18 protein-coding genes, 1 tRNA gene and 1 other RNA gene are annotated in these 17048 nt (G+C 71.3%); 15 read left to right on the plus strand and 5 right to left on the minus strand.

The window, feature by feature from the left end; all coding sequences use genetic code 11:
- Positions 1–85: 85 nt before the first annotated feature.
- The 5 genes from M1D46_RS10830 to ppgK all read left to right on the plus strand — a co-directional run bounded on the left by M1D46_RS10830 (position 86) and on the right by ppgK (position 3559).
- The gene (locus M1D46_RS10830; RefSeq protein ID WP_271171862.1) at positions 86–547 is read left to right on the plus strand and encodes an NfeD family protein; all 462 of its coding nucleotides are present in this window, start codon (positions 86–88) and stop codon (positions 545–547) included.
- A 1-nt stretch (position 548) separates the two neighbouring features.
- Positions 549–1478, plus strand: coding sequence for an SPFH domain-containing protein (locus M1D46_RS10835; protein WP_271171863.1), 930 nt, complete (start codon positions 549–551; stop codon positions 1476–1478).
- Positions 1475–2242: a glycerophosphodiester phosphodiesterase family protein gene (locus tag M1D46_RS10840; RefSeq protein WP_456285530.1), complete on the plus strand. Its 768-nt coding sequence runs from the start codon at positions 1475–1477 to the stop codon at positions 2240–2242. Before M1D46_RS10835 ends, M1D46_RS10840 begins: the two co-directional genes overlap by 4 nt.
- Positions 2243–2336: 94 nt before the next feature.
- The gene (locus M1D46_RS10845; RefSeq protein ID WP_271171865.1) at positions 2337–2717 is read left to right on the plus strand and encodes an RNA polymerase-binding protein RbpA; all 381 of its coding nucleotides are present in this window, start codon (positions 2337–2339) and stop codon (positions 2715–2717) included.
- 86 nt (positions 2718–2803) lie between these two features.
- The gene (gene ppgK / locus M1D46_RS10850; protein ID WP_271171866.1) at positions 2804–3559 is read left to right on the plus strand and encodes a polyphosphate--glucose phosphotransferase; all 756 of its coding nucleotides are present in this window, start codon (positions 2804–2806) and stop codon (positions 3557–3559) included.
- A 58-nt stretch (positions 3560–3617) separates the two neighbouring features.
- On the opposite strand, the gene rnpB is transcribed toward ppgK, so the two are convergent.
- From rnpB to M1D46_RS10865, 3 genes are all read right to left on the minus strand, one after another.
- An RNA gene (gene rnpB / locus M1D46_RS10855) (RNase P RNA component class A) lies at positions 3618–3986 on the minus strand.
- A gap of 33 nt (positions 3987–4019) precedes the next feature.
- Positions 4020–5768, minus strand: coding sequence for a bifunctional 3'-5' exonuclease/DNA polymerase (locus tag M1D46_RS10860; RefSeq protein ID WP_456285531.1), 1749 nt, complete (start codon positions 5766–5768; stop codon positions 4020–4022).
- Entirely contained in the window at positions 5726–6460 is a 735-nt protein-coding gene (locus M1D46_RS10865) for a zinc ribbon domain-containing protein (RefSeq protein WP_282977753.1), read from the minus strand. Before M1D46_RS10865 ends, M1D46_RS10860 begins: the two co-directional genes overlap by 43 nt.
- 54 nt (positions 6461–6514) lie before the next feature.
- On the opposite strand from M1D46_RS10865, the gene M1D46_RS10870 reads away from it, so the two are divergent.
- The 4 genes from M1D46_RS10870 (at position 6515) to M1D46_RS10885 (ending at position 7618) form a co-directional block, all read left to right on the plus strand.
- Positions 6515–6587: transfer RNA gene (locus M1D46_RS10870), tRNA-Val, on the plus strand.
- 48 nt (positions 6588–6635) lie between these two features.
- Positions 6636–7007 carry an HNH endonuclease gene (locus tag M1D46_RS10875; protein WP_456285532.1) on the plus strand — a complete coding sequence of 124 codons (372 nt, stop codon included), beginning with the start codon at positions 6636–6638 and terminating at the stop codon, positions 7005–7007.
- Positions 7008–7093: 86 nt separating this feature from the next.
- The gene (locus tag M1D46_RS10880; RefSeq protein WP_324011246.1) at positions 7094–7276 is read left to right on the plus strand and encodes a hypothetical protein; all 183 of its coding nucleotides are present in this window, start codon (positions 7094–7096) and stop codon (positions 7274–7276) included.
- Positions 7277–7342: 66 nt separating this feature from the next.
- Positions 7343–7618, plus strand: coding sequence for a hypothetical protein (locus tag M1D46_RS10885; protein WP_271171870.1), 276 nt, complete (start codon positions 7343–7345; stop codon positions 7616–7618).
- Positions 7619–7636: 18 nt separating this feature from the next.
- On the opposite strand, the gene M1D46_RS10890 is transcribed toward M1D46_RS10885, so the two are convergent.
- Positions 7637–8437 carry an MOSC domain-containing protein gene (locus M1D46_RS10890; RefSeq protein ID WP_456285533.1) on the minus strand — a complete coding sequence of 267 codons (801 nt, stop codon included), beginning with the start codon at positions 8435–8437 and terminating at the stop codon, positions 7637–7639.
- A 200-nt stretch (positions 8438–8637) separates the two neighbouring features.
- Here M1D46_RS10890 and aceE point away from each other — a divergent pair, with 200 nt between their 5' ends.
- From aceE to M1D46_RS10920, 6 genes are all read left to right on the plus strand, one after another.
- Positions 8638–11364 (plus strand): pyruvate dehydrogenase (acetyl-transferring), homodimeric type, encoded by a 2727-nt coding sequence (aceE, locus tag M1D46_RS10895; protein WP_282977756.1) that lies wholly within the window; start codon positions 8638–8640, stop codon positions 11362–11364.
- Between the two features lie 80 nt (positions 11365–11444).
- A complete protein-coding gene (locus M1D46_RS10900; RefSeq protein ID WP_271171873.1) occupies positions 11445–12650 on the plus strand; it encodes a PucR family transcriptional regulator in 1206 nt (401 codons plus the stop codon).
- Between the two features lie 91 nt (positions 12651–12741).
- On the plus strand, positions 12742–13650 hold the full coding sequence (locus tag M1D46_RS10905; protein WP_271171874.1) for an ACP S-malonyltransferase: 909 nt from the start codon (positions 12742–12744) through the stop codon (positions 13648–13650).
- A 20-nt stretch (positions 13651–13670) separates the two neighbouring features.
- Positions 13671–14675, plus strand: a complete 1005-nt coding sequence (locus M1D46_RS10910) for a beta-ketoacyl-ACP synthase III (protein WP_324011240.1) — start codon at positions 13671–13673, stop codon at positions 14673–14675.
- A 90-nt stretch (positions 14676–14765) separates the two neighbouring features.
- Entirely contained in the window at positions 14766–15011 is a 246-nt protein-coding gene (locus tag M1D46_RS10915; RefSeq protein WP_271171876.1) for an acyl carrier protein, read from the plus strand.
- 84 nt (positions 15012–15095) lie between these two features.
- Positions 15096–16337 (plus strand): beta-ketoacyl-[acyl-carrier-protein] synthase family protein, encoded by a 1242-nt coding sequence (locus M1D46_RS10920; RefSeq protein ID WP_456285534.1) that lies wholly within the window; start codon positions 15096–15098, stop codon positions 16335–16337.
- An 88-nt stretch (positions 16338–16425) separates the two neighbouring features.
- Here M1D46_RS10920 and M1D46_RS10925 read toward each other — a convergent pair whose 3' ends face one another.
- A complete protein-coding gene (locus M1D46_RS10925) occupies positions 16426–16929 on the minus strand; it encodes a DUF3145 domain-containing protein (RefSeq protein WP_455968499.1) in 504 nt (167 codons plus the stop codon).
- Positions 16930–17048 lie beyond the last annotated feature (119 nt).

Genomic DNA, 17048 nt, shown 5'->3' on the forward strand with positions numbered 1-17048 from the left:
GGGAATCGCAACGCGATATCCCGGGCGGATCAGACGTCGCGCGTGCGTGATAGGTTCCGAGCAGAGCCCGCCCCGAGGAGGTCCCATGGAAGCGATCGAGCAGTTCGCCTGGATCGGATGGCTGGCGCTCATCGCGATCTTCCTCGCGGTCGAGATGGTCTCGGGCGAGCTTACGTTCCTCATGCTCGGCCTCGGCGGCGTGTTCGGCCTCGGATCGGGGCTTCTGGGCGCGCCGCTGTGGCTCCAGGTGATCGTCGCGGCCGCCGCGGCCGTCGCCCTGCTCGTCTTCGTGCGCCCGCCGCTTCTGCGGCGCCTGCGCCGCGGCGCCGACCCGAAGGCGTTCAACGTCGACGCCCTCGTGGGGCTGTCCGGCGTCGTGACCGAGACGGTCACCGCGATGTCCGGCCGCGTCAAACTCGTCAACGGCGACTCGTGGTCCGCGCGCGTGCGCGGCGACCGGTCGCTGGCCCCGCAGACCCCGATCACCGTCGAGTCCATCCAGGGCGCGACCGCGTTCGTCACGACCCGCACGCCCGAGGAGAGCTGAAATGGACGACAGCAACGTCATGGCGATGGTGCTCACCTGGATCCTGGTGATCGCCGTCGTCATCTTCGTGATCACCATCCTGGTCCGGTCCATCCGGATCGTGCCGCAGAGCGACTCCGTCATCGTGGAGCGCCTCGGCAAGTACCACCGCACCCTGTTCGGCGGGCCGCACCTCATCGTGCCCTTCATCGACCGCGCACGCACGCGCGTCGACCTCCGCGAGCAGGTCGTGACCTTCCCGCCGCAGCAGGTCATCACCGAGGACAACCTCTCGGTGGCCGTCGACACGGTCGTCTACTTCCGCGTCACCGATCCGCGCTCGGCGACCTACGAGATCGCGAACTACCTCGGCGCGGTGGAGCAGCTCACCATCACCACGCTGAGGAACGTCGTCGGAAGCCTCAACCTCGAGGAGGCGCTCGTGAGCCGCGACGTGATCAACGGCAAGCTCAGCGCCGTGCTCGACGAGGCGACCGGGCAGTGGGGCATCAAGGTGAGCCGCGTCGAGCTCAAGGCGATCGATCCGCCCGCGACGCTGCAGGACGCGATGGAGAAGCAGATGCGCGCCGAGCGCGACCGTCGCGCGGCCATCCTCACCGCCGAGGGCCAGAAGCAGTCGCAGGTGCTCGTCGCCGAGGGTGCGCGGCAGGCCGCGATCCTCAAGGCCGAGGGCGACAAGCAGGCGCAGGTCCTGCGCGCCCAGGGCGAGTCGGAGGCGATCACGACGGTCTTCCATGCGATCCACGAGGGGCGCCCCGACGACAAGCTGCTCGCCTACCAGTACCTGCAGACCCTGCCGAAGATCGCGGAGGGCGAGGCGAGCAAGCTCTGGATCATCCCGAGCGAGCTGACGGAGGCCCTCAAGGGCATCTCGGGCGGTTTCGCCGGACGGATCCCGGGGCTGGGCGACCGCACCCCGCCGCCCGCGTGACGCATCCGTACCTGGCGGGCACGCGCCATCCGCGCGTGCTCGCCCATCGCGGACTCGTGACGGCCGACATGGCCGCCGACGGCATCGTCGAGAACTCGGTCGCGGCGATCGCGGCCGCGCAGGCGGCGGGCATCGAGTACGTCGAGTCCGACTGCCATCTCACGGCGGATGACGTCGTCGTCCTCTTCCACGACGACACGCTCGAGCGCGTGACGGGAGACCCGCGCGCGATCGCCGACGTGACGCTGCGGGAGCTCGACGAGATCATGGCGCCGCGCGGCGGCCTCGCGCAGCTCGCCGATGTGCTCCGGGACTTCCCGTCGACGCGCTTCAACATCGACGTGAAGGCCGCGGCCGCCGCCGAGGACGCCGGCCGCATCGCCGCCGAGCACGCCGACCGCGTTCTCCTCACGAGCTTCGACGAGGCACGGCGCGTGGCGGCCTTGGCCGCTGCGTTCCCTGCGCGGCCGGCCACGAGCGCGAGCTCGGCGATCATCGCGCGCCTCGTTCTCGCGGCCGCGCTCGGGGCACGGCGGCGCGCACGACGGCTGCTCGCCGGAGTCGACGCCCTGCAGATCCCCGAGCGGCGCGGCATCGTGCCCGTGCTCACCCGCCGGCTCGTCCGCTGGGCGCATGAGGAGGGGGTCGAGGTGCACATCTGGACCGTCGACGATCCCGCGCGGATGAGGGCGCTCGTGCGGCGCGGGGTCGACGGGATCGTCACGGATCGCGCCGACCTGGCGCTGGCCGCTCTGACGCCCTGAACGTCGCCTGGGAATAGCGCATCCGGCGCCGTCCGTTCGGATGATCCGCTCAGCCGGACGCGTTACAAATGGTGACCGACGAGAGGACTTCACCATGGCAGATCGCAGCCTTCGTGGTATCCGACTCGGCGCCCAGAGTCTTCAGAGCGAAGAGGGCGTCGTGTTCATGGAGCGCAAGGAGCAGACGTACGTCTGTGCTGCCTGCGGGCGCGAGACGACGCTCATGTTCGCAGCGGACGCCGAAGCTCCCGAGACGTGGGAGTGCCGCACGTGCGGCGGCGAGGCGCTGCTCAAGCTCGAGAAGGGCACGGTCGAGGTCGACCACTCCGGCGACAAGGCCGCGCGCACGCACTGGGACATGCTCCTGGAGCGCCGTTCGATCGAGGAGCTCGAGGAGATCCTCGCCGAGCGCCTCGCGTTCATCCGCGAGCGCCGCGGAGCGGGCCAGGACCCGACGCGGGTCAAGAGCGCGTAACGCGCACGTCTGCAGACGCCGGTCTCGATGAGGCCGGCGTCTTCTTCGTGTCCGGAGGCTCCGCGCGCTCCCAGTAAGCTGTCAGCATGGCGAAGACTGTGGATCGTGCTGTCGGAATCGACATCGGCGGGACCGGCATGAAGGCCGGCATCGTCGACCTCTCGGAGGGCACGCTGCTGAGTGACCGGGTGCGCATCGACACCCCCAAGGGCGCGCACCCGAAGGACGTGCTCCAGACCGCGCACGACCTGCTCGAGCTCCTCGGCGAGGACGCGGCCGGGCTCCCCCTCGGCGTCTGCTTCCCCGCCATCGTCAAGGACGGCCGCACGCTCTCGGCGGCCAACATCTCCGACGAGTGGATCGACTTCGAGGCCGAGAAGTTCTTCCAGGACGGCCTCGGCCGCGACATCCACTTCGTGAACGACGCCGACGCCGCCGGCCTCTCGGAGGCGCGCTTCGGCGCCGCGAAGGGCCAGAAGGGCCTCACGATCCTCACGACCCTCGGCACGGGCATCGGCTCGGCGTTCATCTACGACGGGGTCCTCATCCCGAACACCGAGCTCGGCCACCTCATCTGGAAGGGCGAGTCGATCGAGCGCTACGCCGCCGCGACGGCGCGCGAGCGCGAGGGCCTCTCGTGGGAGAAGTGGGGCCACCGCCTCCAGAAGTTCTACGCGCACGTCGAGTTCCTCTTCTCCCCCGACCTCCTCGTCGTGGGCGGCGGCGTCTCGAAGAACCCCGAGAAGTTCATGCCGTACATCACCACGCGCGCCAAGATGGTCACTGCCGTGCACCGCAACAACGCGGGCATCATCGGCGCCGCCTCGCTCGCGAACGCCTGACCCCTCGACCGCTCAGCGCCCCGGCTCCGCATGGAGCCGGGGCGCTTCTCGTCCAAGGCGAATGGGCCGGCCTGTACGCCGGGTTCTGTTCCGGGGCTCGCGCCCCATCGACGGCCATCTCTCTCGGCGACACGTTGCCGTGCCGCTCCAGCGGTCTACCCGAGGACTCGGCGGGCCGCGTCATCATCCTCTGTCTGACCTTGCTCCGGGCGAGGTTTACCTGGCGGGCCATGTCGCCATGGCCCCCGGTGGTCTCTTACACCGCCGTTTCACCCTTACCGGGACGGATCCCGGCGGTCTGTTCTCTGTGGCACTGTCTCGCGGATCGCTCCGGGTGGGTGTTACCCACCGCCCTGCCCTGCGGAGCCCGGACGTTCCTCGGCGCGAGGCGGCGAACCGCTCGCGACGCGACCGTCCGGCCGACCCATTCGCCCCTCCATTCTACGGCGGCTGGGCGGGATCACTTCGCGGCGGACTCGTCGATGCGCACGTCGAGCGGGAAGTCGATGGGGAACGTCCCGAACAGCAGCCGACCCGCGGCATCCGCAGCGGAGCGGATGGCCGCCGCCACGTCGTCGGCGAGATCGGCCGGCGCATGCACGAGGACCTCGTCATGCAGGAAGAACGCCAGGTGCGGACGTCGGGAGAACACCGGGCCCGACGCCGAAGCCGATCGGTCGGCGCCGACGGCTCCGAGCGCGGCGAGGCGCAGGCGCAGGTCGGCGAGCCACGCGAGCGACCACTCGGCCGCCGTGCCCTGCACGACGAAGTTGCGGGTGAATCGCCCGCGGTCGCGTGCCGCGCGCCGCGCCCGCGTCTCGTCGGCGGCCGAGGCATCCGAACCGCTCGCCCGGGCCTGCTGCTGCACCCACGCCGGATCCGGCGCCGGGGAGGTGCGCCCCAGCCACGTGCGCACCACTCCCCCGTCCTCGCCCGTGCGCGCCGCGGCATCGACGAGCGCCATCGCCGCCGGGAACACCTTGCGAAGCCGCGGCACGAGGCGGCCCGCGTCGCCCGTCGTCGCACCGTACATCGCGCCGAGGACGGCGATCTTGGCCTCCGCGCGGGTCGCGACCGCGCCGCTGGCCACGATGCCCTCGTAGAGGTCCGCGCCCGCGGCGGCCCGGGCCATCCGCTCGTCGCGTGCCATCCCCGCGAGGACGCGGGGCTCGAGCTGAGCGACATCGGCGGAGACGATGCGCCACCCCGCGTCGGCCCTGACCGCGCCGCGCAGCGCGCGCGGGATCTGCAGAGCGCCTCCTCCGGAGGACGCCCACCGGCCGGTGACGACGCCGCCCGGCACATAGACCGGTCGGAAGCGGCCGTCGTGGACCCACTCGTCGAGCCAGGACCATCCGTTGGCGGTGAGGAGGCGCGCCATGCTCTTGTACTCGAGCAGCGGTGCGACGACGGGATGATCGTGCTCGGCCAGCTCCCACTTGCTCGTCGAGTCGACGTGCACGCCTGCATTGCGGAGCGCGCGCAGAAGACGCGGCGGCGAGTCGAGGCTCGCGCGCGGATCGCCCAGCGCCTCGCGGACGCGCGCGGCGGTCTCCTCCATGCGCGCAGGGAGGCCGCCGCCGCGTCGTGGGCCGAGCGCCTCCGTGAGGATGGCGTCGTGCCGGCGGACATCCCAGGGCAGGCCGGCCGCCCGCATCTCAGCGGCCACGAGGGCGCCCGCCGACTCCGCGGCGAGAAGGAGCCGCATGCGCGACGGATCCTCCGCGCGCGCGAGGAGGCCGTGCTGCGCGCGCGCCTCGGCGACGGTCGCGGCGAGGTCGTGCATCGACTCCCCCGCGACGCGCGTCGGCTCGACGTCGAACAGCGCCGGCTGCGTCGCGACTTCGGACTCGGCCGGTGCAGCGTCCCACGGGTGGGCGGAAGCATCGGGGGTGACGGCGTGATGGAGGATGCGGTGACGCAGGCGCAGGTCGTCGCAGCGCGCGACCCGCACGCCCTCCGCGAGCAGACGCGGGTACCACTCCGCGGTGTCCGACCAGACCCAGCGCGGGGCGTCCGCCTCCTCGCGTGCGGCGACCCACCGAGCGAGCGCGGCGTCGTCGCCCGCCCGTGCGATGCGCTCGGCGTCGCCCTCCGCGATCGCGTCGGCGTCACGCGCGACCGCGACGATGTCGTCGCCCGCGCGGCCGAGGACGACGGATGGCGTCAGAGCCCGGACTCCTCGGTGCGCACGAGGATGCACCCGCACTCGGGGCAGTTCGCCACCGCATCGGCGGGCACCGAGCGGAGCGCCTGCAGATCGCTCGGCGCGAGCATCACGTGGCAGCCTCCGCACGCACCGCGCGTGAACGGCGCGGCGGCGACGATGCCCCGGGCCGCCAGGCGGTCGTAGGCGGACACGAGCGCGTCGGGGATGCGCCCGGCGACGGCGCCGCGGTCGCGCGTGAGCGTCTCGATCTCGCGGCCGGCCGCCTCGACCTGGGCCTTGCCCTCGGCGCTCAGCCGCTGGCCCTCGGCCGTCGTCTCGTTCAGGATCGCCTGCTGCTCTGCGACCGACGCCTCTGCGGCCTCCAGGCGCTCCATGAGCTCGAGCTCGGCATCCTCGAGCGCGCTCAGCCGCTGGGTGAGCGCGGCGATCTCGCGCTCGAGCGCCTGCGCGTCCTTCGCGTTCGCCGAGCCCTCGAGGCGCGCCCGGTCGCGGTCGCGCCGCTGCTGCGCGAGCGCGACATCCGACTCGATGCGCGAGACCTCGGCCTGCAGCTCGTCGCGCGCGCCGACGCGCACGGCGAGCTCATGGCTCTGCGCGGTGCGCTGTGCGACGAGCTCCTGCACCCGCGCTGCCTGCGGCGGGTTGCGGCGCGCGGCCTCCGCCTGCCGAAGTCGGCGGTCGAGGTCGGCGAGGTCGAGGAGGAGGCGCTGGTCGGCGGGGCTGGCGTTCACCTCTCCAGCCTACGGTCGGATGGCGACATCCCGTGCGCCTAGAATCGTCGGGAGGGGCCTTTAGCTCAGCTGGTAGAGCGCCACGTTTACACCGTGGATGTCGTCGGTTCGATCCCGGCAGGGCCCACCGTTGCGCCTCCCGCGGAATCCCCCGACCGCTCGGTACCATCGCGGCATGGCCCGCGGTCGCAAGATCTCCTCCCCCGGCGCCGCGGCGGCGCGGGCACGCTACGCGAGGCGGCGGCAGCGCCGCCTCGCGCGGGTCGACAACGACCTCAGCGCGCAGCAGTGGAGCGACCTGCGCGCCGCATGGGGCGGCTGCGCCTACTGCGGAGCGGCGGACGTGCCGCTTCAGCGCGACTGCGTGCTCGCGATTTCGCGCGGCGGACGATACACGCTCGAGAACGTCGTGCCCGCCTGCGGGTCCTGCAACGCGAGCAAGCACAATGCCGAGGTCACCGCATGGCTCAGGAGGCGTCGGCTCGACGAGCGCGCGTTCCTGCTCCGCCACGCGGAGGTCGTGCGCGCCCTGCTCGCCGGCGACTAGCCAGAGCGGAGCTCTCGGTCAAGCGCCTGGGCTGCCTCGCCCGCCGCCCCTAGCGTGAGCAGCACCTCACGCGAAAGGACGAGATCATGTCGAACCCCTACCCCGCTCCGTACCCTCTGCCCGACGACGGCGAGAGCCGCGACGACCTGCCCACGACCGAGGTCGACGGCGACGAGGTGCTCGACCCCGATGCGAACGACGACCTCATCGACAGCGCCGACGCCGACCGTCTCGCGGCGGGCGACGACGACGTCGACGACGAGGTCTGAGCACCGCGCAGACCCGCTCAGGGGCCGGGTCTACCGCCTGTCGACGCTCCTGAGTACAGTGCGGATATGAGAGCCTTCGACCGCGATTTCATCGACGCCGCCATCCAGACGACGCAGCTCGTGACCGTGGGCGGCAGTCTCTACTCGTTCGAGCCGACGCCGGTCCAGAGCACCATCTGGTACCCCGACCTGCGCGTGAAGCGCGACCGGCGACCGTGGGGCTGGGTCGTCGCCGAGGGCGACGGCTCGTACGCGATCCACGTCGCCGAGCAGCCCGGCGACATCCCGGCGAAGGTGGGCCGCGGCGCGACGGTCGAGCAGGCGATCCGCGCCGCGCTCTGAGCCGTCACGTCGAGCAGCTCAGTCGAGCAGCTCCACGCTGTCGCCGAGGCGGATGGTGCCGCCTCCCTCGGCGGGCAGCAGCAGGATGCCGAGGGTGGGCTCCGCCTGGCCGAAGACGCGGGTGAGGGTCTTCAGGAGCGGGGCGTCCCGCTCTCCCGAATCGGGGTCGGCGTGGATCGCGAGGCAGCGGATGATCGGGCGCTGCACCGCGAAGACCACCTCCCCGATCCGCACGCGGCCACGCCAGTCGAGCTCGCTCCACGGCTCGAGACCGTCGACGACGATGTTCGAGCGGAAGCGGCGGTCGTCGACGACGGCGTCCGGAGTGACCTCGTCGACCGCGCGCACCGACGGGCGACCGTGCAGGGACACGAAGCCGCGCGGCCGATCCTGGAAGCGCGACGTCCGACCATCCCCCACGAGGGCGAGCGGCAGGCGGCCACCGCGCTCCAGGCGCCGCCCGTCGGGCGTCGACAGGACGAACCGCGCGATCCGCTCGGAGGCCTCGCGTCGCCCCTCGGCATCCAGCGTCGTCTCGAGCACGAGCTCGTCATCCAGGCGGACGGAGAGCCGGCCGAGGTCCTCGTCGAAGCGCAGGCGGAGGCGCGCGAGGGAGGGGAAGTCCATGAGCGCGAGACCCTTGGACTTCGGCCAGTAGTCCAGTCCGTCATGCTCCTCGGGCGTGGCCGCGTCCGCGAAGCGGAAGGCCAGCACGCGGTCGCCCTCGATGCGGCCGTCGTCCTGGACGACGAGGGCGTCGCGCTCCTCGGCGGTGAAGCCCTTGACGGGATGACGGTAGAGCGCGGAGACGTGGGGCACTCCCTGATTCTGCCGCGTCCGGACGAGGGCACGCGACCGGAGAGCGCTTGCCGAGAGTCGACGCCACCCTGGCCGCGCGTGCCCGCCCCTCCTCGGAAGGACTAGGCTGTCCCCGATACGCGTGCATCGGCCCGACCGGGCTCCGGCACGCCTCGTCCCGTTTCCGCGGCACGATCTGCCCGCCAGACGAAAGGTCACCTGTGGCTGTTCACGACCAGGATCCGTACTCGCAGGGTGCGCACGACAGCGACCCGGAGGAGACCAGCGAGTGGCAGCAGTCCCTCGACGAGCTGGTGGACGTCAAGGGCCACCAGCGCGGCCGCGAGGTCATGCTGAGCCTCCTCCAGCGCTCGAAGCAGCTGCGTCTCGGTGTGCCCATGGTGCCGACGACCGACTACGTCAACACCATCGCGCCCGAGGACGAGCCCGAGTTCCCCGGTGACGAGGAGCTCGAGCGCCGGTACCGCCACTGGATCCGCTGGAACGCCGCGATCACCGTGCACCGCGCGCAGCGCCCCGGCATCGGCGTCGGCGGGCACATCTCGACGTACGCGTCGGCGGCGTCGCTCTACGAGGTCGGGTTCAACCACTTCTTCCGCGGCCAGGACCACCCGTCCGGCGGCGACCAGATCTTCTACCAGGGCCACGCCTCGCCCGGCGCCTATGCGCGCGCCTACCTCGAGGGCCGCATGAGCGAGGCGCAGCTCGACGCGTTCCGCCAGGAGAAGTCGGGCGCGCCGAACGGCATCCCGTCGTACCCCCACCCGCGCATGATGCGCGACTTCTGGCAGTTCCCCACGGTGTCGATGGGCCTCGGCCCGATCAACGCCATCTACCAGGCGATGACGAACAAGTACCTCGCCAACCGCGGGATCAAGGATGTCTCGGACTCGCACGTCTGGGCCTTCCTCGGCGACGGCGAGATGGACGAGGTGGAGTCGCGCGGTCAGCTCCAGGTCGCCGCGAACGAGGGCCTCGACAACCTCACGTTCGTGATCAACTGCAACCTCCAGCGTCTCGACGGCCCGGTCCGCGGCAACGGGAAGATCATCCAGGAGCTCGAGAGCTTCTTCCGCGGCGCCGGCTGGAACGTCATCAAGGTCGTGTGGGGCCGCGAGTGGGACGACCTGCTCGCGCGGGACACCGACGGCGCGCTCCTGAACCTCATGAACGTGACGCCGGACGGCGACTTCCAGACCTACAAGGCCGAGTCGGGCGCCTACGTGCGCGAGAACTTCTTCGGCCGCGACCCCCGCGCGCTCGAGCTCGTCAAGGACCTCTCCGACGACGACGTGTGGCGCCTGCGCCGCGGCGGCCACGACTACCGCAAGGTGTACGCGGCCTACAAGGCGGCCATGGAGCACAAGGGCCAGCCGACGGTCATCCTCGCGAAGACCGTCAAGGGCTACGGCCTCGGCCCGCACTTCGAGGGGCGCAACGCGACGCACCAGATGAAGAAGATGACGCTGGACGACCTCAAGCTGTTCCGCGACACGATGCAGATCCCGGTGTCCGACGCTCAGCTCGAGGCCGACCCGTACCGCCCGCCGTACTACCACCCGGGTGCGCAGGACGAGACCATCCAGTACATGCTCGAGCGCCGCCGCGCGCTCGGCGGCTTCCTCCCCGAGCGCCGCAGCACGCACATCCCCCTCAACATGCCCGAGGACAAGGACTACGCGTTCCCGAAGAAGGGGTCGGGCAACCAGGAGGTCGCCACGACGATGGCGTTCGTCCGGATGCTCAAGGACCTCATGCGGGTCAAGGGCTTCGGCAACCGCATCGTGCCGATCATCCCCGACGAGGCGCGCACGTTCGGCATGGACTCGTACTTCCCGTCGGCGAAGATCTACAACCCGAACGGCCAGAACTACACCTCGGTCGACCGCGAGCTGCTCCTGGCCTACAAGGAGAGCCCGCAGGGCCAGATCATGCACGTCGGCATCAACGAAGCCGGCGCTGCCGCGGCCTTCACCGCGACCGGAACGTCCTACGCCACGCACGGCGAGCCGCTCATCCCGGTCTACATCTTCTACTCGATGTTCGGGTACCAGCGCACGGGCGACGCGTTCTGGGCAGCCGGCGACCAGCTCGCGCGCGGGTTCATCATCGGCGCGACCGCGGGCCGCACGACGCTCACGGGCGAGGGCACGCAGCACGCGGACGGCCACTCGCCGCTCCTCGCGTCGACGAACCCCGCGACCCTCACGTACGACCCGGCCTTCGGCTACGAGGTGTCGCACATCGTGCAGGCCGGTGTCGAGCGCATGTACGGCGGGTCGCACCCCGACCCCGACGTCATGTACTACATCACGGTCTACAACGAGCCGATGCGCCAGCCGGCCGAGCCGGCCGACGTCGACGCAGAGGGCATCGTCAAGGGCATCCACCGCGTCTCGGTCGGCACGGGAGACGGTCCGCGCGTCCAGCTCCTCGCGTCGGGCGTGGGCGTGCCGTGGGCGCTCGAGGCTCAGGAGCTCCTCAAGAGCGACTGGGGCGTCGTCGCCGACGTGTGGTCGGTGACCTCGTGGTCGGAGCTGCGCCGCGACGGCCTCGCGGCCGACGAGCACAACTTCCTCCACCCCGAGGAGGAGCCGCGCACGGCGTACCTCACGCAGAAGCTGCAGGGCGCCGAGGGGCCGTTCATCGCGACGAGCGACTACATGCACGCCGTGCAGGACCAGATCCGGCAGTGGATCCCCGGTCCGTACTACACGCTCGGCGCCGACGGCTTCGGCTTCGCCGACACGCGCGCCGCGGCTCGCCGGTTCTTCAAGATCGACGGCCCGTCGATGGTCGTGCGCGCGCTGCAGTCGCTCGCCGACCAGGGCGCCGTCGACCGCTCGGTCATCGGGCAGGCGATCGAGAAGTACCGCATCCACGATGTGACGGCCGGCACGTCCGGCAACGCAGGCGGAGATTCCTGAACCGCGTGAGCGGAACGGCAGACGGCGGGGCCCCCAGCAGGCGGGGCCCCGCCCCTGTGTCGACGGAGGAGAGGGCGACGATGGACAAGGCGGCGACGCTGGCGTGGCTGCGCCGCATCTCCGGCGACGTCGCCACCGCCGTGCTGCAGCGCCTCGAGGAGTCGCTGCCCTGGTACACCGAGATGCCTCCGGCCCGTCGGTCGGCCGTCGGGCTCGTCGCGCAGGCCGGGATCAGCTCGTTCATCGAGTGGTACGAGGATCCGACGAGCACACCCTCGATCGCCGCGGACATCTTCGACGCGGCCCCGCGCGAGCTGCTGCGCAGCGTCAGCCTTCAGCAGACCCTGCAGCTCGTCCGCGCGACCGTGGATGTCATGGAAGAGCGCGTCGTCGGACGCGGCGAGCAGCTGCGCGAGTCGATCCTCCTCTATTCGCGGGAGGTCGCGTTCACGGCGGCCGACGTCTACGCCAGGGCCGCGGAGTCGCGCGGACTCTGGGATGCCCGACTCGAGGCGCTCGTGGTGGACTCGATCCTCACGGGCGAGACCGATGAGGAGCTCCCGAGCCGCATCGCGGCACTCGGCTGGCACGGACACGGCGAGGTGTCGGTGCTCGTGGGCACCACTCCCCCGCTGTTCGACGTCGACCAGGTGCGGCGCACCGCGCGCAAGCTCGGGGTCGACGTGCTCATCGGCGTGCAGGGCTCGCGCCTCGTGCTCGTGCTCGGCCGAGCGCACGCCCCCGGCAAGGAGCAGTCGGAGCCGAACGGCGAGCTGAGCTTCGTGGAGATCGCCGATGCGCTGGAGCCCTGCTTCGGCGCCGGGCACCTCGTCCTCGGTCCGGCCGTCCCGGCCCTCGTCGACGCGAGCCGCAGCGCTCGCGCAGCCCTCGCCGGCTTCGCCGTCGCACGTGCGTGGCGTCATGCGCCGCGCCCGGTCGAGGCGGATGACCTCCTTCCGGAGCGCGCGCTCGCGGGCGACCCGCTCGCGAAGCAGACCCTCATCGAGCGGATCTTCCGCCCGCTCGAGGCGCACTCGACCGACCTCGTCACGACGCTGTGGAGCTACCTCGACAACGGGCGCTCGCTCGAGGCGACCGCGCGGGAGCTGTTCGTGCACCCGAACACCGTGCGCTACCGCCTCAAGCGCGTGAGCGACGTGATCGGCTGGGACGCGACCGGCCCGCGTGAGGCGCTCATCCTGCAGACGGCGCTCATCCTCGGCTCGATCGGCCCCAAGGATGCCGTCCGGCGCCCGGTCCGCCGTCCGCGCGACGGGCGACGATGACCATCCGAGGTGTCCGCCACGCACAACGGATCCGGGGATTCTTGTGACGATCTCGCCAGCGAGCCGCCGTTCCGGTTGGCATGATGGTCAGGTGATCGTCGCCGCATTCCCCGGACAGGGGTCCCAGACGCCCGGATTCCTCAGCCCCTGGCTCGAGCTCGACGGGGTGCGCGAGCGCCTCGAGGCCGCCTCCGACGCCGCTCAGGTCGACCTCATCGCGGCCGGAACGGAGTGGGACGCCGACCGCATCCGCGACACGCGGGTCGCTCAGCCGCTCATCGTCGCAGCGAGCCTCGTCTCGTACGAGGCCCTGCAGGCGCGCGCGTCCGCCCCGGGCGGGGTGGCCGGCCACTCGGTCGGCGAGATCGGCGCGCTCGTCGCCGCCGGCGTGATCGGATTCGAGGACGGCATGCGGCTCGTCGGCCTGCGCGGCCGCGCGATGGCCGAGGCGGCCGCCCAGGCGGAGACGGGCATGAGCGCTGTCGTGGGCGGCGTCGAGGAGCAGGTGCTCCAGGCGATCGCCGACGCGGGCCTCGAGCCCGCCAACTACAACGGCGGCGGGCAGATCGTCGCGGCCGGAGCGACGGACGCTCTCGCCGCCCTCGCCGCGTCCGCTCCGCGTGGAGCGCGAGTCATCCCGCTTCAGGTGGCCGGCGCCTTCCACACGTCGTACATGGCTCCCGCCACGGGCCCGCTGCAGGAGGCCGTCGAGGGGATCGCCGAAGTGGGCGATCCCGCGCTCCCGCTCTGGACCAACAGCGACGGCACGACGGTGGCGACGGGGCGCCGTGCGCTCGAGCTCATCGTCCACCAGGTGAGCCACCCGGTGCGGTGGGACCTGTGCATGACATCGTTCGCCGACGCGGAGATCGCGGGGCTCATCGAGCTCGCGCCCGCGGGCGCTCTCGTCGGGCTCGCGAAGCGCGGGCTCAAGGGCGTGCCGACGGTCGCGGTGAAGACCCCGGATGATCTCGACGCGGCAGCGGCGCTGCTCGCGTGAGTGAGGAGAAGAAGAGCAGGATGACGACCCCCACGCTGAAGGAAGCCACCGGCAGCGCCCACTCGCGCATCTATGCCTACGGCGCCGCGCGCGGCCAGTACGCCGTGCCCAACGACGACCTCGTCGGGCCGATCGACTCGAGCGACGAGTGGATCCGCCAGCGCACCGGCATCATCACGCGCGTGCGCGCCGACAAGGCGACGACGGCCGTCGAGCTCGCGGCCGACGCGGCGACCGAGGCCATCCAGCGCTCGGGCGTCGATCCCTCCGAGATCGACCTCGTCATCGTCGCCACGATCAGCAACCCGCGGCAGACGCCATCCGTCTCGGCGATCGTGGCCGACCGCGTCGGCGCGAACCCGGCCGCGGCGTACGACATCAACGCCGCGTGCGCGGGCTTCTGCTACGCGGTGGCGCAGGCCGACGCGCTGATCCGCTCGGGCGCGGCGCGGTACGCGCTCGTCATCGGCACGGAGAAGCTCAGCGACATCGTCGATCCCACTGATCGCTCGATCTCGTTCCTCCTCGGCGACGGTGCGGGTGCTGCTCTGCTCGGCCCGAGCGAGACGCCCGGGGTGTCCCAGACCCTGTGGGGCTCCGACGGGTCGAAGTCGGAGGCCGTGCGCATGAACGCGACGCTCACGGCGTTCCGCGACGGCGAGGCGGAGTGGCCGACGCTGCGCCAGGAGGGCCAGACGGTCTTCCGCTGGGCGGTGTGGGAGATGGCGAAGGTCGCCAAGCAGACGCTCGAGGCCGCAGGCGTCGAGCCGTCGGACCTCGCGGCGTTCATCCCCCACCAGGCGAACATGCGGATCGTCGACGAGTTCGCCAAGCAGCTCGGGCTGCCCGACACGGTCGCGATCGCTCGTGACATCGCCGACACGGGCAACACGTCTGCCGCGTCCATCCCGCTCGCGACGCATCGCCTACTCGAGGAGAACCCCGAGCTCTCGGGCGGTCTCGCGCTCCAGATCGGCTTCGGCGCGGGGCTCGTCTTCGCCGCTCAGGTCGTCGTCCTGCCCTGACGTTCCACGGATCGGGCCGCCTCCGCCTCTAGACTGATGGGCGGTTCCCGACCCGGATTCTGATCACCCAACCCTGAAAGAGAGAAACCCATGGCATTCACGAACGACGAGGTCCTCGCCGGACTGGCTGAGCTCATCACCGACGAGACCGGCATCGACGCTTCCGAGGTCGCCCTCGAGAAGTCGTTCACGGACGACCTCGACATCGACTCGATCTCGATGATGACGATCGTGGTCAACGCCGAGGAGAAGTTCGGCGTGACCATCCCCGACGAGGAGGTCAAGAACCTCAAGACGGTGAAGGACGCCGTCGACTTCATCACCGCCAACCAGTGAGGCTTCCGGGCGTCACGCCGCGCGGCCGCGCCGACTCGGCGTGACGCCCGATCTGCACTTCCGAGGAACACAGGGAACCAAGCCATGACCAAGCGCATCGTCGTCACGGGCCTCGGCGCGTCGTCCGCCATCGGCGGCAACGTCGAGGACAACTGGCGCAATCTCCTCGCAGGCGTCTCCGGCGCCCGCACGCTCGAGCACGACTGGGTCGAGAAGTACCAGCTCCCGGTGACTTTCGCCGCTGAGGCGATCGTCCGGCCCGAGGAGGTGCTCCCCCGCCACGAGGCCAAGCGCCTCGACCCCTCGACGCAGTTCGCGCTCATCGCGGCACGCGAGGCCTGGGCGGACGCCGGAGAGCCCGAGGTCGCGCCCGAGCGCCTCGGCGTCGACTTCGCGACCGGCATCGGCGGCGTGTGGACGCTGCTGGACGCATGGGACACCCTGCGTGAGAAGGGCCCCCGCCGCGTCATGCCGCTCACGGTGCCCATGCTCATGCCGAACGCGGCTGCCGGCAACCTCTCGCTGCAGTTCAACGCGAAGGCGTACGCGCGCACGGTCGTGAGCGCCTGCGCATCGAGCACGGAGTCGCTCTACAACGCCTACGAGCACCTCCAGCAGGGGCTCGCCGACGTCGTCATCGCCGGCGGCGCCGAGTCGGCCATCCACCCGATCACGGTGGCCTCCTTCGCCTCCGCGCAGGCTCTCTCGCGCCGGAACGACGATCCCGCAACGGCATCGCGTCCGGGCAGCATCGACCGCGACGGCTTCGTCATGGGCGAGGGCGCGGCCGCGCTCGTGCTCGAGACCGAGGAGCACGCGAAGGCCCGCGCTGCGCGGATCTACGCCTACCTCGTGGGAGGCGGCGTCACCGCGGACTCGTATCACATCACGGGCAACGACCCCGAGGGCTGGGGTGCGGCGCGCGCCGTGCAGCAGGCTCTGGAGGTCGCGGGCGCTCAGCCCGACGACGTCACCCACATCAACGCGCACGCGACCTCGACGCCGGTCGGCGACCCGAACGAGTACGTCGCCCTCAAGCGCGTGTTCGGCGACCGCATCGACGAGATCCCCGTCTCCGCCACGAAGGCGTCCACCGGGCACCTCCTCGGCGGCACGGGCGCTCTCGAAGCGGTCTACACGGTGCTCGCGCTGCGCGACCGCGTCGCTCCGCCGACGATCAACATCACCGAGCAGGACCCCGAGGTGCCGTTCAGGCTGTCCGGCGAGCCTCAGCCGCTCGGCGACGGCCCCCAGCTCGCGATCAGCAACTCGTTCGGCTTCGGCGGACACAACGCGGTCATCGCGTTCGCCTCGTACGACGGCTGATCCCACAGCGGACAGCGAGACGCCCCAGGAGTTCTCTCCTGGGGCGTCTGCAGTCTGTGGACGGCGGGACGCGGCTCCCGCCGCGGGCTCAGCCGACCTGGTGCAGCCACACGACCGGCGAGTCGTCGCCGGCGGCGCGGAAGGCCTCGAGCTCCTGATCCCATGCGCTGCCGAGGGCGACGTCCAGCTCGCGACGGAGCTCGAACGGGTCGGAGCCAGCGATCTCCATCGCGTAGCGCACGCGATCCTCGGGGATCACGACATTGCCCGCCGAGTCCATCTGCGCGTAGTGGATGCCGAGATCGGGCGTGTGCATCCAGCGGCCGCCGTCGCTGCGCGGAGTGGGATCCTCCGTGACCTCGAACCGGAGGTGCTCCCATCCGCGGATGGCGGTCGCGAGGGCGGCGCCGGTGCCGGCGGGGCCCTCCCAGTAGTACTCCGTGCGACGCGCGCCGTGCAGCACCGGCTGGTCCTGCCACTCGAAGTTGACGGCTCGGCCGAGAGATCGGCCGACCGCCCACTCCAGGTGCGGACACAGCGCTCGTGGCGCCGAGTGGATATAGACCACTCCGCGCGCGATGGGTGTCGCCATGATCTTCTCCGTTCGTCAGGTGCGTCTTCCCCTACGACCTGACCGGGCGATCCGGCGATTCCTCTTCAGTTCTCCCTGCATTATGACCCGCCCGCGCGTCAAATCACAAGCGTGTCGTT

The sequence above is a fragment of the Microbacterium sp. JZ70 genome (assembly GCF_053903225.1).